The sequence below is a fragment of the Algirhabdus cladophorae genome, assembly GCF_044772865.1.
Classification (GTDB): Bacteria; Pseudomonadota; Alphaproteobacteria; order Rhodobacterales; family Rhodobacteraceae; genus Algirhabdus; species Algirhabdus cladophorae.
The window spans coordinates 3,670,535-3,685,817 of sequence record NZ_CP173029.1 but is presented as its reverse complement, the minus strand read 5'-3'; the positions used below and the strand labels follow the sequence as shown (position 1 = coordinate 3,685,817).

General features: G+C 53.6%; 13 protein-coding genes. 10 read left to right on the top strand and 3 right to left on the bottom strand.

Annotated features, from left to right (window positions below):
- From gltB to ACIRQ6_RS17925, 5 genes are all read left to right on the top strand, one after another.
- Positions 1–4,536, top strand: coding sequence for a glutamate synthase large subunit (gene gltB / locus ACIRQ6_RS17945; protein ID WP_420861987.1), 4,536 nt, complete (start codon positions 1–3; stop codon positions 4,534–4,536).
- 67 nt (positions 4,537–4,603) lie between these two features.
- A complete protein-coding gene (gene mtgA, locus ACIRQ6_RS17940) occupies positions 4,604–5,344 on the top strand; it encodes a monofunctional biosynthetic peptidoglycan transglycosylase (protein ID WP_420861986.1) in 741 nt (246 codons plus the stop codon).
- A 50-nt stretch (positions 5,345–5,394) separates the two neighbouring features.
- Positions 5,395–6,060 carry a glutathione S-transferase family protein gene (locus ACIRQ6_RS17935; protein ID WP_420861985.1) on the top strand — a complete coding sequence of 222 codons (666 nt, stop codon included), beginning with the start codon at positions 5,395–5,397 and terminating at the stop codon, positions 6,058–6,060.
- Between the two features lie 93 nt (positions 6,061–6,153).
- On the top strand, positions 6,154–7,173 hold the full coding sequence (gene queG, locus ACIRQ6_RS17930) for a tRNA epoxyqueuosine(34) reductase QueG (RefSeq protein ID WP_420861984.1): 1,020 nt from the start codon (positions 6,154–6,156) through the stop codon (positions 7,171–7,173).
- Positions 7,170–8,072 (top strand): DMT family transporter, encoded by a 903-nt coding sequence (locus tag ACIRQ6_RS17925; protein ID WP_420861983.1) that lies wholly within the window; start codon positions 7,170–7,172, stop codon positions 8,070–8,072. The genes queG and ACIRQ6_RS17925 overlap by 4 nt, the downstream gene beginning before the upstream one ends.
- Before the next feature lie 28 nt (positions 8,073–8,100).
- Here the strand turns inward: ACIRQ6_RS17925 and ACIRQ6_RS17920 are convergent, their stop codons facing one another.
- Positions 8,101–8,970 carry a branched-chain amino acid aminotransferase gene (locus ACIRQ6_RS17920; protein ID WP_420861982.1) on the bottom strand — a complete coding sequence of 290 codons (870 nt, stop codon included), beginning with the start codon at positions 8,968–8,970 and terminating at the stop codon, positions 8,101–8,103.
- Positions 8,971–9,130: 160 nt separating this feature from the next.
- Here ACIRQ6_RS17920 and ACIRQ6_RS17915 point away from each other — a divergent pair, with 160 nt between their 5' ends.
- The gene (locus ACIRQ6_RS17915) at positions 9,131–9,640 is read left to right on the top strand and encodes a MarR family winged helix-turn-helix transcriptional regulator (protein ID WP_420861981.1); all 510 of its coding nucleotides are present in this window, start codon (positions 9,131–9,133) and stop codon (positions 9,638–9,640) included.
- Positions 9,633–10,334 carry a response regulator gene (locus ACIRQ6_RS17910; protein ID WP_420861980.1) on the top strand — a complete coding sequence of 234 codons (702 nt, stop codon included), beginning with the start codon at positions 9,633–9,635 and terminating at the stop codon, positions 10,332–10,334. Before ACIRQ6_RS17915 ends, ACIRQ6_RS17910 begins: the two co-directional genes overlap by 8 nt.
- A gap of 7 nt (positions 10,335–10,341) precedes the next feature.
- Here ACIRQ6_RS17910 and ACIRQ6_RS17905 read toward each other — a convergent pair whose 3' ends face one another.
- Complete coding sequence (locus ACIRQ6_RS17905; protein WP_420861979.1) at positions 10,342–11,274, bottom strand: phosphotransferase; 933 nt, start codon at positions 11,272–11,274, stop codon at positions 10,342–10,344.
- A 103-nt stretch (positions 11,275–11,377) separates the two neighbouring features.
- On the opposite strand from ACIRQ6_RS17905, the gene ACIRQ6_RS17900 reads away from it, so the two are divergent.
- From ACIRQ6_RS17900 to dxs, 3 genes are read left to right on the top strand one after another with little or no spacing between them, the layout of a single operon-like run.
- A complete protein-coding gene (locus ACIRQ6_RS17900) occupies positions 11,378–11,620 on the top strand; it encodes an exodeoxyribonuclease VII small subunit (protein WP_420861978.1) in 243 nt (80 codons plus the stop codon).
- Between the two features lie 3 nt (positions 11,621–11,623).
- On the top strand, positions 11,624–12,490 hold the full coding sequence (locus tag ACIRQ6_RS17895) for a polyprenyl synthetase family protein (RefSeq protein ID WP_420861977.1): 867 nt from the start codon (positions 11,624–11,626) through the stop codon (positions 12,488–12,490).
- Positions 12,491–12,508: 18 nt separating this feature from the next.
- Positions 12,509–14,434 carry a 1-deoxy-D-xylulose-5-phosphate synthase gene (dxs, locus tag ACIRQ6_RS17890; RefSeq protein ID WP_420861976.1) on the top strand — a complete coding sequence of 642 codons (1,926 nt, stop codon included), beginning with the start codon at positions 12,509–12,511 and terminating at the stop codon, positions 14,432–14,434.
- On the opposite strand, the gene ACIRQ6_RS17885 is transcribed toward dxs, so the two are convergent.
- Entirely contained in the window at positions 14,431–15,282 is an 852-nt protein-coding gene (locus tag ACIRQ6_RS17885) for an SDR family oxidoreductase (RefSeq protein WP_420861975.1), read from the bottom strand. The two genes, dxs and ACIRQ6_RS17885, sit on opposite strands and share 4 nt — an antisense overlap.
- Between the last annotated feature and the right edge of the window lies 1 nt (position 15,283).

Below are 15,283 nucleotides of genomic sequence, written 5' to 3'. Positions count from 1 at the left end.
ATGACTGATTTTGATCAAAACTGGGTCGAACAAGAAACAACAAAACGTGCTTGGATGGCTGAAAACAGCCTCTATCGCGATGAAGAAGAGCATGCCTCTTGTGGTGTTGGTCTTGTGGTGTCAGTCGATGGCAAAGCCACGCGCAAAGTTGTTGAAAACGGGATTGCCGCGCTGAAAGCGATTTGGCATCGCGGCGCGGTAGATGCGGATGGTAAAACAGGTGACGGCGCTGGGATCCACGTGCAAATCCCTGTGCAGTTTTTCTTTGACCAAATCCGTCGCACGGGTCACGAGCCTGACGATAGTTTGATTGCCGTGGGGCAAGTATTCTTGCCACGTACAGATTTTGGCGCACAAGAGACCTGTCGGACGATCGTCGAATCCGAAGTGCTGCGCATGGGGTACTATATCTATGGCTGGCGCCATGTACCCGTGGATGTTGCGTGCTTGGGCGAAAAAGCCAACGCAACACGTCCCGAAATCGAGCAAATCCTGATCTCAAATTCAAAAGGCGTGGACGAAGAAACCTTTGAACGCGAGCTTTATGTGATCCGTCGCCGCATTGAAAAAGCGGCTACATCGGCTGGGGTTCAAGGGCTATATCTGTGTTCTTTGTCGTGCCGCTCGATCATCTACAAAGGCATGATGCTGGCAGAACAAGTTGCCGAGTTTTATCCAGACCTGCAGGATGAACGTTTCGAGAGTGCTTTTGCGTTGTACCACCAGCGGTACTCTACAAACACGTTCCCGCAGTGGTGGTTGGCCCAGCCTTTCCGCATGTTGGCCCATAACGGCGAGATCAACACACTGAAGGGTAACCTGAATTGGATGAAGAGCCATGAGATCCGCATGGCCTCCAGCGCATTCGGGGACATGGCCGAAGATATCAAGCCAATCGTGGCACAGGGATCCTCGGATTCTGCTGCATTAGACTCTGTTTTTGAGGTGCTGGTACGTGCCGGACGGTCAGCTCCGATGGCGAAAACCATGATGGTGCCGGAAAGTTGGTCCAAGCAGGCAGTTGAGTTGCCGCAAAGCTGGCGGGACATGTATTCCTATTGCAACTCGGTGATGGAACCGTGGGATGGCCCTGCTGCGCTGGCCATGACAGACGGTCGTTGGGTGTGCGCGGGTCTAGACCGCAACGGCCTGCGCCCAATGCGCTACGTCGTGACGGGCGACGGCCTGCTGATTGCAGGGTCAGAGGCAGGCATGGTGCCCATTCAGGAATCCACTGTTATTGAAAAAGGTGCGCTTGGTCCGGGTCAAATGCTGGCCGTGGATATGAAAGAGGGCAAACTCTATCACGACCAAGAAATGAAGGACCGACTGGCCTCGTCGCAACCCTTTGGAGAATGGGTCGGAAAGATCAACGAGCTGGACGAAAAACTGGCTGTGGTCACAGAGAAGCCAATGTTTGACGGTGCAGATCTGCGCAAACGCCAGATTGCTGCGGGCTATTCCATTGAAGAGTTGGAACAGATTTTGGCGCCTATGGCCGAGGACGCAAAAGAAGCACTGGCCTCTATGGGTGATGACACGCCGTCGGCTGTTTTGTCCGAAAAATACCGTCCTTTGTCACACTTTTTCCGTCAGGCGTTTTCGCAGGTGACCAACCCACCAATCGACAGCTTACGCGAATACCGCGTCATGTCGTTGAAAACACGGTTCGGGAACCTCAAAAACGTTCTGGACGAAGACAGCAGTCAGACAGAAATCTTGGTGTTGGATTCGCCTTTTGTTGGCAATGCTCAGTTCGATGAACTGGTGGCGAATTTCAACGCACCTTTGGCTGAAATCGACTGTACTTTTGAAGCCGACGCAAAAGGCGATGCGCTGCGCGCTGGCCTCGAACGCATCCGTGCAGAAGCAGAAGACGCCGTACGCTCGGGTGCTGGGCATATTGTTCTGACCGATCAATTCCAGTCCGTGGACCGTGTTGCGATGCCGATGATTCTGGCAACCAGCGCTGTGCACAGTTGGTTGACCCGCAAGGGTCTGCGGACATTCTGCTCGCTGAACGTCCGTGCTGCTGAATGTGTTGACCCGCATTACTTCGCCGTGCTTATCGGCTGTGGTGCCACCGTCGTAAACGCCTATCTGGCCGAGGATTCACTGGCCGACCGGATTGAGCGTGGTCTGTTGGATGCGACCCTAACCGAAGCAGTTCAACGGTATCGCAACGCTATTGATCAGGGCCTGCTCAAGATCATGGCCAAGATGGGCATCTCGGTTATCTCCAGCTATCGCGGCGGTCTGAACTTTGAAGCAGTTGGCCTAAGCCGCGCCATGGTCGCCGAATATTTCCCCGGTATGCAAAGCCGGATTTCGGGCATTGGTACTGGCGGCATTCAGCGCGCCGTGCAAGCCGTTCACGCCAAAGGTTGGCGCGGCGGATCCGATGTTTTGCCGATCGGTGGCTTCTACAAAGCCCGTCGTTCCGGTGAAAAACACGCGTGGGAAGCGCAGACCATGCACATGCTGCAAGCGGCCTGTAACACTGCAAATTATGAAATGTGGAAACAGTTTTCGGCTGCAATGAAGGCAAATCCACCCATTCATCTGCGTGATCTTCTCGACATCAAACCAATGGGTAAAGCGATCCCAATTGAAGAGGTCGAAAGCATCACATCGATCCGTAAACGTTTTGTCACCCCGGGCATGTCTTTGGGGGCGCTTAGCCCTGAGGCCCACAAAACTTTGAACGTCGCCATGAACCGGATCGGTGCAAAATCCGATAGCGGCGAAGGCGGTGAAGATCCGGCACATTTCGTGCCCGAGGCCAATGGCGATAACCCGTCTGCAAAGATCAAGCAGGTGGCGTCCGGGCGTTTTGGCGTCACAGCCGAATACCTGAACCATTGCGAAGAGCTTGAGATCAAAGTGGCCCAAGGCGCCAAACCCGGTGAAGGCGGACAGCTGCCAGGTATGAAGGTGACTGATCTGATCGCGCGCTTGCGTCATTCGACCAAAGGCGTGACACTCATTTCACCTCCGCCACATCACGACATTTATTCGATCGAGGATTTGGCCCAGCTCATCTACGACCTCAAGCAGATCAACCCACGCTGTAAAGTCACAGTGAAATTGGTGGCTTCTAGTGGTGTTGGCACAATTGCCGCTGGTGTAGCCAAAGCCAAGGCTGATGTGATCCTGATCTCGGGCCATAATGGCGGCACCGGGGCATCGCCGGCAACGTCGATCAAATATGCCGGGCTGCCGTGGGAAATGGGCCTGACAGAGGCACACCAAGTCCTTGCCATGAACAATCTTCGCGAACGGATTACCCTGCGCACGGACGGTGGTCTGCGCACAGGCCGCGACATCGTCATGGCCGCAATGTTAGGTGCAGAGGAATATGGTATCGGCACTGCCGCTTTGATTGCCATGGGCTGCATCATGGTACGTCAGTGTCAGTCCAACACCTGTCCCGTTGGCGTCTGTACCCAAGACGAAGAATTGCGCGACAAGTTCACTGGCAACGCAGACAAAGTTGTCAATTTGATCACATTTTACGCCACAGAAGTGCGCGAAATTTTGGCTAGCATCGGCGCAAAATCTTTGGACGATGTCATTGGTCGCGCTGATTTGCTGTCACAGGTCAGCCGTGGTTCGGCTCATCTTGATGATCTCGATCTGAACCCTCTGCTGATCACCGTGGATGGGGCGGACAAGATTGTCTATGACCGCACCAAACCGCGCAATGTTGTGCCCGATACGCTGGATTCTGAGATCGTCAAAGACGCCGCGCGCTTCCTAAATGACGGTGAGAAAATGCAGCTGCAATATGCTGTTCAGAACACGCTGCGCACTGTTGGCACCAGAACCTCTAGCCATATTGTGCAGAACTTTGGTATGCGCAACGATCTGCAATCTGATCACCTAACCGTCAAACTAACGGGTTCGGCAGGTCAAAGCCTTGGGGCATTTGCGGCCCCCGGTCTCAAGCTAGAAGTGAGCGGTGACGCCAATGACTATGTTGGCAAGGGCCTATCAGGCGGCACGATTGTCGTCCGTCCCCCAATGGCAAGCCCACTGAAGGCTGACGAAAATACGATCATTGGCAACACCGTTCTTTATGGGGCCACAGACGGCTACCTTTTTGCCGCCGGACGTGCTGGCGAACGCTTTGGTGTGCGGAATTCTGGTGCCAAGGTTGTCATCGAAGGCTGCGGCGCTTGCGGTTGTGAATATATGACAGGTGGTGTTGCGGTGATCCTTGGATCCATTGGCGCAAACTTTGGTGCCGGCATGACCGGCGGTATGGCCTACCTCTATGACCCTGATGGCACAGCACTGAGCCGAATGAACATGGAAACACTGGTCACTTGCCCTGTCACACAGCAGCATTGGGTCACACAATTAGAAGGCCTGATTGAACGTCATTTGGAAGAGACCGGCAGTCGAAAGGCCGCCGATATCTTGCAGCACTGGGACGTTGAACAGGCGAACTTCTTGCAAGTATGCCCTAAGGAAATGCTGATCCATCTGCCTGCACCTTTGGGTGTAGAAGACACAGCAGTTCCGGCAGAATAGACACTGTTTGGGGCTGGATCGCATGTACGGTCTGGCCCCATCAGCCCTGCCAAGCTATAGCTGATGCATGGCGAAGGCAGCATCTAAGAAACCCAAGAAACCGACCAAAGCGGCCAAAATTGTGCCCCTTTGGAAACGCCCCCTGCTTTGGTTGCGGAAATGGCTGTTGCGCGGTTCGTTTGTGCTGGTGGCAATCGTGCTGCTTTGGATTTCGGCATATACAGTCATTGCTCCTCCAACAACGGCATACATAATCTCAGAAAGCCGCAGATTGGGCGGCGTTGATCGTACTTGGGTCCCGATAGACGAAGTGGCCGCCGTTATGCCGCGATCCGTGGTCGCCGCCGAAGACGCAAATTTCTGTCAGCATTGGGGGTTCGATATGGGCGCGATCCGCGACGCAATTGAAGAAGGCAGCAATAGGGGTGCATCCACCCTGACCCAACAAGTCGTGAAGAATGCATTTTTGTGGCATGGCCGCTCGTGGATCCGAAAAGGAATGGAAGCCTTGTTGACGCCAGTGGTCGAAATGATCTGGACCAAGCGCCGGATTGTAGAAGTCTACCTGAACATCGCCGAATTTGATGAAGGCGTTTTTGGTGTGGATGCTGCGGCCCATCACTATTTTGGCGTGTCGCCCAGCAATCTGACGGCAACCCAAGCCGCGCGATTGGCAGCGATCCTGCCCAATCCCAAAGGGCGTTCGGCCAAAAACCCCTCCAATTTTGTGCGAAAACGGTCGTCCAGTATCCGCGACGGTGCGGCAACCATCGATCTTGATGGGCGAGCCGCCTGTTTCCAGAGTTGATCTAACTGACAAAACGGGCCATTTAGAAGTAAGCCAAGGATTTTGCCTAAATGAACCGTTTGTACCATTTTCCACTGTCACCCTTTTGTAGAAAAGTTCGGCTAAGCCTTGCAGAAAAAAAGATTGAAGTAGAACTGGTCGAAGAACGGTATTGGGAACCTGATGCAGATTTCTTGCGACGCAATCCAGCGGGCAAAGTCCCGATCCTTAAACTGAACGGTCACACCTATTCCGACAGCACAGCCATCTGCGAAATGTTAGAAGAACTGCACCCGACACCCGCGCTATTGCCCCGAGATGCCAATGATCGTTACGAGGTACGTCGACTGGTTGCATGGTTTGATGGCAAATTTCATGACGAGGTGACGTCAAAGCTGTTGATGGAACGGGTCTACAGAAAAGTTATGGGACTGGGCTATCCCGATAGCAAAAACGTCAAGCAAGGTCTCAAGGCCATCAAATATCACTTGGATTATATGGCGTGGCTTTTGGATCAGCGTCGTTGGCTGGCGGGCGATAGTATGAGCCTAGCCGACTTTACCGCAGCCGCTCATTTGTCGTCTTTGGACTATGTGTCTGATGTGGATTGGAACCGCTCCGAAGCCGTGAAAGACTGGTACGCCAAAATTAAGTCGCGCCCAGCGTTTCGGTCGATCCTGGCAGATCAAATTCCGGGAAATTTGCCCTCGCGCCAATATGCTGATCTGGATTTTTAATTCCGATCTCGCGTGGGGTCAGTCTGCCCCCCGCCTTTCAAATCCAGTGGATTTGCATGCTTCCCCCCGAGGAAATTTTTGCAAAGAAAAAACATGAAAGAGGATTTAATTTCTTATGCCCATGCGGCGGGATTTGCAAAAGTGGGTATATGTCGTCCCGATGCTGTACCCGAAATTGCAAACCGTTTGGAACAGTTTGTAAAGGAAGAGCGGCACGGTCAAATGAATTGGATGGCTGAACGGATGCACTGGCGTGGTGCACCAGACGCGTTATGGCCCGCAGCACGATCTGTGATTATGCTGGCTGAACCCTACACTCCAGATCACGATCCACTAGAGATTTTGACGCAAAAAGACCGTGCATCAGTGTCTGTTTATGCCAAAAATCGTGATTACCATGACATCGTCAAAAAGCGGTTGAAGCGTGTGGGTCGCTGGTTGATCGAGCAAAACCCAAGTGCTGAGATTAAGGTCTTCGTCGATACGGCCCCAGTAATGGAAAAGCCGTTAGCCGCCGCCGCAGGGCTGGGTTGGCAGGGCAAGCACACGAATTTGCTAAGTCGCGAACTGGGCAATTGGTTCTTTCTAGGGGCGATCTTTACCACGCTGGAATTGGAGCCAGATGAGGCAGGTATTGAAAATTGCGGGACGTGTCGCGCCTGTTTGGATATCTGCCCAACCGATGCTTTCCCCGCACCGTTTCAACTGGATGCCCGCCGATGCATCTCTTACCTGACGATTGAACACAAAGGACCAGTGGACCTTGAACTGCGCGCCCAGATGGGAAATCGAATTTATGGCTGTGACGATTGTCTGGCGGTCTGTCCTTGGAACAAATTTGCGGCTGAGGCGCGTGAGGTAAAGTATCATGCGCGAGATGATTTGAGGGCGCCAGAATTGGCTGAACTGGTCACCTTGGACGATGCTGCGTTTCGGGCGCGGTTCTCGGGTTCGCCAATCAAACGGATTGGACGTGATCGGTTTGTCCGCAATGTGCTTTATGCGATTGGAAACTCTGGTTTGCCTGCCTTGAAGGCGGCGGCAGCACCCTTGTGCCAAGATCCTGATCCTACCGTTGCAGACGCAGCTCAATGGGCAGTGGCGCAGCTATGATCAAAGGTGTTTTCCTGATCATGGGGGCTGTAACAGTCTTCACGGTAATGCAGTCCTTCATCAAAGCTGCCGACGGCTACCCCGCCGGTCAAAGCGTTTTTTTTCGGTCATTTTTTGCCCTGCCGATCATCTTGGTCTGGCTCTGGATGAAGCACGATTTGCGCGATGGTTTGAAGACAAATAATTGGAAAGGTCACGGGATGCGCGGGCTTGTGGGCACCTGCGCCATGGCCTGCGGTTTTGCCGGGCTAAAGTTCTTACCTCTGCCCGATGCAACGGCACTGCGATTCATTACACCTGTAATGATTGTGATTTTCGCAGCCTTGCTGTTGGGCGAAAAAATCAGGTTGGTTCGACTTGGCGCTGTTGGGGTTGGATTACTGGGTGTCTTGGTCATCATGTGGCCCAAGTTAGAGTTTGACGCGGGCAACCTGGCATTGCTGGGCGTTGGACTTACTCTGATGTCGGCCAGCTTGGCAGCTTTGGCACAGGTCTTCATCAAAGCGATGACCGCAACGGAAAAGACAGCGGCCATTGTGTTCTACTTTTCCATGACCGCCAGTGTGTTGGGCCTCATGACCTCACCCTTTGGCTGGGTCATGCCACTGGGATGGGATTGGGCGCTCTTGATTGGGGCAGGTTTGCTAGGGGGCGTTGGCCAGATCTTGATGACGTCCAGCTACCGGTTTGCAGATGCCAGTGTGATCGCACCCTTCACCTACGTCAGCATCCTCTCGGCAGTCTTCATCGGCTATGTGTTCTTTGACGAATTGCCCACATGGCAGATGGCGATTGGGGCGGGGATGATTATAGCGGCTGGGATTTTGATTGTTTGGCGTGAGCGCAGTCTAGGGCTCAAACGCACGGCCGAACGCAAGGTTTTGGCCCAAGGAAAATAAGGGCAGCACTGAGCTGCCCTTTGGTATCTTAGATGCGGACCAGCTTTTCGTAGCTTTCGGAGACGTCACGCGCCAACGCACCCACTTCAAAATTATAATCCCCGATTTGACCAACAGGGGTCACTTCGGCGGCTGTACCAGTAAGCCAGCACTGTTCAAAGCTCTCCAATTCTTCTGGCATGATATGGCGTTCGTGCACTTTGACCTGACGATCCTTGAGCATGCCCACCACAGTCTGACGCGTAATCCCGTTCAGGAAGCAATCCGGCGTTGGCGTGTGCACTTCGCCATCCTTAACAAAGAAGATGTTCGCGCCTGTCGCCTCGGCAACATAGCCGCGGTAATCAAACATCATCGCATCAGAGCAACCTTTAGCCTCGGCCGCATGTTTGGACATGGTGCAAATCATATAAAGGCCTGCCGCCTTTGCGTGGCTCGGGATTGTTTCGGGTGAGGGGCGCTTCCATTTGGAGATATCCAACTTAGCCCCCTTCATTTTGGCGTCACCATAGTAGGCACCCCATTCCCATGCTGCGATAGCCAAACGAACCGGGTTTTTCGCAGACGCGACACCCATATCTTCACCCGCACCACGCCATGCAACAGCGCGCACATAGGCATCCGTGTGTCCGTTGGCGGTCAAAACTTCTGCTTTGGCCGCTTCAATCTCGTCAACAGTCCAAGGGATCTGAAAATCGATCATGTTGGCCGAGGCATGAAGCCGTTCCGAGTGCTTGCGACTTTCAAAAATCTTGCCGTTATATGCCCGCTCGCCTTCAAAGACAGAGGACGCATAGTGCATGGCATGTGTCAGAATATGGACGTTGGCTTCGCGCCAATCGATCATTTTTCCATCCATCCAAATCTTACCGTCGCGGTCATCATATGCACCGGCCATGGTCGTATCCCTTCTCTTTTACCCGCAGGCTTTTCGATTATTTCAATATTTACGTCCGTTTCGGACATAAAGTTGCGTAAAAACTGACGATTGCTAGCAATTGATTCTTGGAATGTCAACAAGGCTGACATAATATGGGCCAATCGTGGAGGACCCTATAATGGCCGAACAAAATTCCCCGCCCTCTGGGGAAACCCTGCTGTTCTTAACCGATGAACAGCTACGCAAAGGGATCGAAGCGATGTTTTTCGCCTATCGTGGATTTACAGCAGATCCTGACCGGATCTTGTCAGAGCTGGCATATGGCCGTGCTCATCACAGGGCAGTACACTTTATTCACCGCAGTCCCGGCACAACTGTGAACAACCTACTTTCCATTCTGGGTGTCACAAAACAATCGTTGAACCGCGTCTTGCGCAGTTTGGTTGACGACGGCCTTGTTGAATCCCGCGTCGGCACACAAGACAAGCGCGAAAGACACCTCCACCTGACCGAAGCAGGCCGCGCCTTGGAAACGAAATTAAGCCAAGCACAACGAACACGAATGCGTGCGGCCTATCGTGCCGCTGGACCTGATGCGGTCCAAGGCTTTAGACAGGTGCTAGAAGCTATGATGGATGCAGACATGCGACGTCACTATCTCAAGCTAAAGGATGCCGGACATGAGTGATGTTGATGCACACCTGTTAATCGTAGATGACGACGAACGTATTCGTGGGTTGCTCCAAAAATTTCTGATGCGAAATGGCTTTCTTGTCAGCGCAGCGCGGGATGCCGCCCACGCGAGGCGGATCCTAAGCGGTTTAGATTTCGACATGATCATCCTTGATGTCATGATGCCGGGCGAAGACGGGATCACATTAGCTAAATCTCTGCGTGAGGAACGCGAAACACCCATCTTGCTTTTGACTGCAAAAGGCGAAACCGAAGATCGCATTGCCGGGCTTGAGGCTGGGGCGGACGATTATCTGTCGAAACCTTTTGAACCCAAAGAGCTGCTATTGCGGATCAATGCAATTTTGCGACGCGTGCCCGCAGGCGATGCGGCGGATGAATTGCCCAAGGTTCTGCATCTGGGGCCCATTCGCTATGACATCGAACGTGCCGAGATGTGGCAAGGCGAAAGCCTTGTCCGGCTCACGGCCACTGAATCGCAACTGATGAAAATCTTTTCAGGGCAGATAAATGAACCGATCAGCCGTGCCAAACTCGTGGAAGACTTGGGTCGGGATCACGGACAGGCGCAAGAACGCGCCGTGGATGTTCAAATTACGCGGCTCAGACGCAAGATCGAAACAGACCCAAAACAGCCGCGCTACCTGCAAACCGTTCGTGGTGCTGGCTATATGCTTGCGCCGGAATAGGGTCTAATCAGGCGCAATCTTGGTCTAGATAAGCTTGTGCCAAGGCTATGCCGCTGGCCAATTTGCCTGAGCTTTTGGATTTGCGCGCAGGACCACGGTGCAAAATATCAAACCCAATAAGGAACGGGAAATAGACCTCGCGCTGCTGCGCGTCGAAATCCAAAGCGTCACAAAACAAATCAAACTCTGCGCGATTGACCCCGAAATGACGTGGTCCTTCTGACGGGCCAATAGCATGCTCTAGCGACACCAAAAAACGCGAAGCATCTTTCGCCAAGGGAATAAAATGTGAGCCACCTAAATCAAAACCAGTCATCAGAGGCCCATCAACCATCACATTGGATGGATGAAAATCGCCATGGGTTTGGGCCAAAACGCAGTCCCTTTGAGTTGTCTCTGGCACCATTCGCGTCATCCGTTCCAGCACCGATTGCCAAAGACCTTTGTGCCGCCGGACCAATTTCTTTTCGATGATCGGAACAGCCCGGGTCAAATATCGCTCATGCGGAAACTTGGCCATTTTGCGCGCATCCTTAGTGTAGTGGGCCAACCATTGCGCCGATTGCTTTACGAATTCCGAACGACGATCCGGTGCTTCGCGGATCGCGTGGCGAACAGAGGCACCAGGCGCTTGCGATAACACCAACAAACCCAAATCCGGATCACAAAACAGCGCCTCAATTGTTCTAAAATCACCCGCTGACATCCAGTCTTTAACACGCTCGATCTCAGCCGACTCTTTTTCAATGATCGCTTTTGCGTCAGGTCCAGACTGGTGCCTGAAAATCACCGGCTCACCGTTCCAAACGCCTTGATATACCGTACGCAATCCACTTGAGCGCGCCAATATCTTGCTCAGCGTTGCACCCTTTAACGCAGGTGTCGCTTCGATCGCTTCTAACAGAGCATGGGTTGCGAAAATGTCTTCGGTGCGTGCCATAGGCGTAGTCTATCCAATGCAGATAGAGAGGGCCAGCGGGGCATTGCCCTTGGACAGATGTCCCCCTAATGTCACCCTGAACCATATGCAGGGAATATCGCAGATGACCACGACAGATGTCGCCACGATGAGTTTTGAACAAGCCATGGCTGAATTGGAACAGGTTGTTCGTGATCTGGAAGGCGGCGATGTCCCTTTGGATCAGTCTATTGCGCTTTATGAACGCGGTGCGGTCCTCAAAAAGCACTGCGAAGCCCAGTTAAAGCAAGCGCAGGAAAAGGTAGAAGCTTTAACCCTTTCCGAAGGGGGCCAGCCAACCGGGGTCAAACCTGTAGACGGCCTCTGATCCATGTTTATGAACGAACTAAAGGCGGCGGCTGACCAGATTCAGGCAACCTTGGACACCGCCATGGGCCCATTGGGTCAAACGCCGGTTGAACAGGGCATGCGATACGCCTGTACTGGCGGTAAACGGCTGCGGGGCTTTCTTGTCTTGGAAACCGCGCGCCTGCATGGGCTGGATATAAAAACAGCATTGCACCCTGCTGCAGCTATCGAAGCCTTGCACGCCTATTCGTTGGTACATGATGATCTGCCTTGCATGGATGATGACGACCTACGCCGCGGCCAGCCTACGGTCCACGTCAAATGGGATGATGCAACCGCTGTTTTAGTGGGCGATGCATTACAAACGCTGGCTTTTGAATTGCTGTGTCATTCCGATAACGGTAACGCCGACGTGCGCATGAAACTGGTCTCGACCCTTGCAAAAGCTTCCGGCGCGCAGGGCATGGTTTTGGGGCAGGCCCAAGACATCGCCGCCGAGACGGCGACAGATCCACTGGGCCTAGATGAAATCACCCAGTTGCAAGCGAACAAAACCGGTGCTCTGATTTCTTGGTCGGCTCAGGCCGGCGCGATTTTGGCCCAAGCGGACCCAGAACCACTGCGTCAGTATGCGCAGGCCGTTGGTCTTGCATTTCAGATTGCCGACGACATCTTGGACGTAGAAGGCGACGCCACAAAAGCTGGTAAAAAACTGCAAAAAGATGCAGATGCGGGCAAGGCAACTTTTGTGTCATTGATGGGCCTCGACGCGGCCAGAACAAAAGCCGCAGAATTAGTGGATCAAGCAGTGGATGCTGTGTCGGTCTATGGTGAACGCGCGCAAGGATTGCGACAGATCGCAGCCTTTGTGATTGAACGTGACACCTGAAAAAACGGAGTGTCTTAAATGACGGATCGCCCCAAAACCCCTTTGCTAGACACTGTTTTGGCGCCGTCCGACCTTAAACTTTTGTCAGACAGCCAACTGCGCACGCTTGCGGACGAACTGCGGCAGGAAACCATCAGCGCCGTATCCACAACCGGCGGGCACTTGGGCGCAGGTTTGGGCGTGGTTGAACTGACCGTCGCGCTGCACGCTGTATTTGACACCCCAAGGGACCGGTTGATCTGGGACGTGGGCCATCAGTGTTACCCGCATAAAATACTCACCGGCCGCAGGGACCGCATCCGTACCCTTCGCCAAAAGGACGGGCTGTCCGGCTTCACCAAACGCAGCGAAAGCCCCTATGATCCCTTTGGCGCCGCGCACAGTTCCACCAGCATCAGTGCCGCATTGGGATTCGCTGTAGCGCGCGATTTGGGTGGTGCACCGGACCATGGACTGGGTGATGCAATAGCTGTCATCGGCGATGGGTCCATGTCTGCCGGTATGGCCTTTGAGGCTATGAATAACGCCGGTCACTTGAAAAAGCGCATGATCGTCATTTTGAACGACAACGAGATGAGCATCGCACCGCCTGTCGGCGCGCTCAGCTCTTATTTGTCGCGTCTTTATGCGGGCGATCCGTTTCAGGAATTCAAGGCAGCCGCCAAAGGCGCAGTCAGCCTCCTGCCCAGCCCTTTCCAAGAGGGTGCGCGGCGCGCCAAGGAAATGCTTAAGGGCATGACCGTTGGTGGCACCATGTTCGAGGAATTGGGCTTTAGCTATCTCGGCCCCATCGACGGACACGATATGGATCAATTGCTGCCAGTTTTGCGCACTGTCAAAGAGCGCGCCACTGGGCCAATCCTGATCCACGCGATTACCAAAAAAGGCAAAGGCTACGCGCCCGCTGAAACGGCCCATGACAAAGGCCACGGTGTCAGTAAATTTGATATGGTCACCGGCAAACAAAAGAAAACGCCGTCAAACGCCCCCAGTTACACGAGTGTCTTTGCCCAGCAATTGCTGAAACACGCTGAACAAGACAGTAAAATTTGCGCCATCACCGCCGCCATGCCTGATGGCACAGGCCTTACCCAATTCAACGAACGCTATCCGTCGCGGTGCTTTGATGTGGGCATTGCCGAACAGCATGGTGTGACATTCTCGGCGGCTCTGGCCGCGGGCGGCATGAAACCGTTTTGCGCTATGTATTCAACATTCCTTCAGCGCGGCTATGATCAGGTGGTCCACGACGTGGCGATCCAACGCCTGCCAGTCCGCTTTGCGATTGATCGTGCAGGATTGGTCGGCGCAGACGGGGCGACCCATGCAGGCGCTTTTGATGTGGCCTATTTGGCGAACTTGCCGGGTTTTGTGGTTATGGCCGCCGCTGATGAGGCGGAATTGGCCCGAATGGTAGCCACCGCAGTGGCCTACGACGATGGTCCAATTGCATTCCGCTTCCCACGCGGTGAAGGGGTGGGCTGTGACATTCCAGAAAACCCAGAACCACTGGAAATTGGCAAAGGTCGTATGATCCGCGAGGGATCCGGCGTCGCGTTACTGTCGTTCGGGACACGCTTGGCAGAAGTCCAGCGTGCCGCTGAGCAACTGCAGGCCAAAGGCGTGAATGTCACGATCGCTGACGCGCGGTTTGCTAAACCGCTGGATCAGACACTGATCTTGCAGTTGGCCGCAGACCATGACGCACTCATTACTATTGAAGAAGGTGCGGTCGGCGGCTTTGGCTCACACGTTGCACAGCTCTTGGCGGATGAAGGTGTATTTGATGAGGGCCTGAAATACCGGTCCATGGTTCTGCCCGACATCTTTATCGATCAATCCAGCCCTGATGACATGTATGCGGTCGCAGGCCTAAGCGCCGATGCAATTGAAGCTAAGGTGATGGAAGTTTTGGGCGTCGTGCCGATGGCGCAGGCAACCTAGTACCCTTCTTGTGATACCAACGCCCTGAGGCCCGCTTTGTAAGTTGGATATAGCAACTCGACACCCAATTCGTCCTGTATCAGATCGTTGCGGACCTTTTTGCTTTCGGCATAAAAACTTCGGGCCATTGGGCTCATCTCTGCAGTCTCAAAATCCACAGCTTCCGGAAGAGGCAATCCCAAAAGCTTGGCCGCATAGCCAATGACGTCTTGCGGCGGTGCTGGATCGTTGTCGCAGAGATTGTAGATCGCCCCGGCCCTTGGCTTTTGGATTGAAGCCATCAAGACCTGCGCGATGTCTTCAACGTGAATACGGCTGAAGACTTGGTTTTTCTTGATGATCCGACGCGCTGTGCCAGCACGCACTTTTGCAAATGGACCACGACCCGGCCCGTAAATCCCTGCCAGTCGAAAGATATGCAAAGGTAGGTTTGGGATCGCGCTCCACGCAGCTTCGGCATCTTTGCGCAACTGCCCACGTTTAGTGGATGGGGTCAATTCCGTGCACTCATCGACCCAGTCCCCTTGATGATCACCATAGACACCCGTCGTAGACAAATAGCCCACCCATTCAAGATTGGGGGCATGCCTTGCAACGGCATCACCTAGCTCCAACAATACCGGATCACCATCTTCTGAAGGTGCAGCAGACAGTAGCAAATGTGTCGATTGAGCAAGAATAGAGTCTATCTCGGAGGCTGGCCATAGAATCGGTTTTGCGCCAGATGCCTCAACCGCATCGAATTTTTCAACGCTTCGTGTGGTGCCATAGACCGTCCACTCATCCGGTAAAATTCGGGTCAATGCTTGGGCAGAATAGCCGTGTCCAAATGACAACAAAACAGGCACG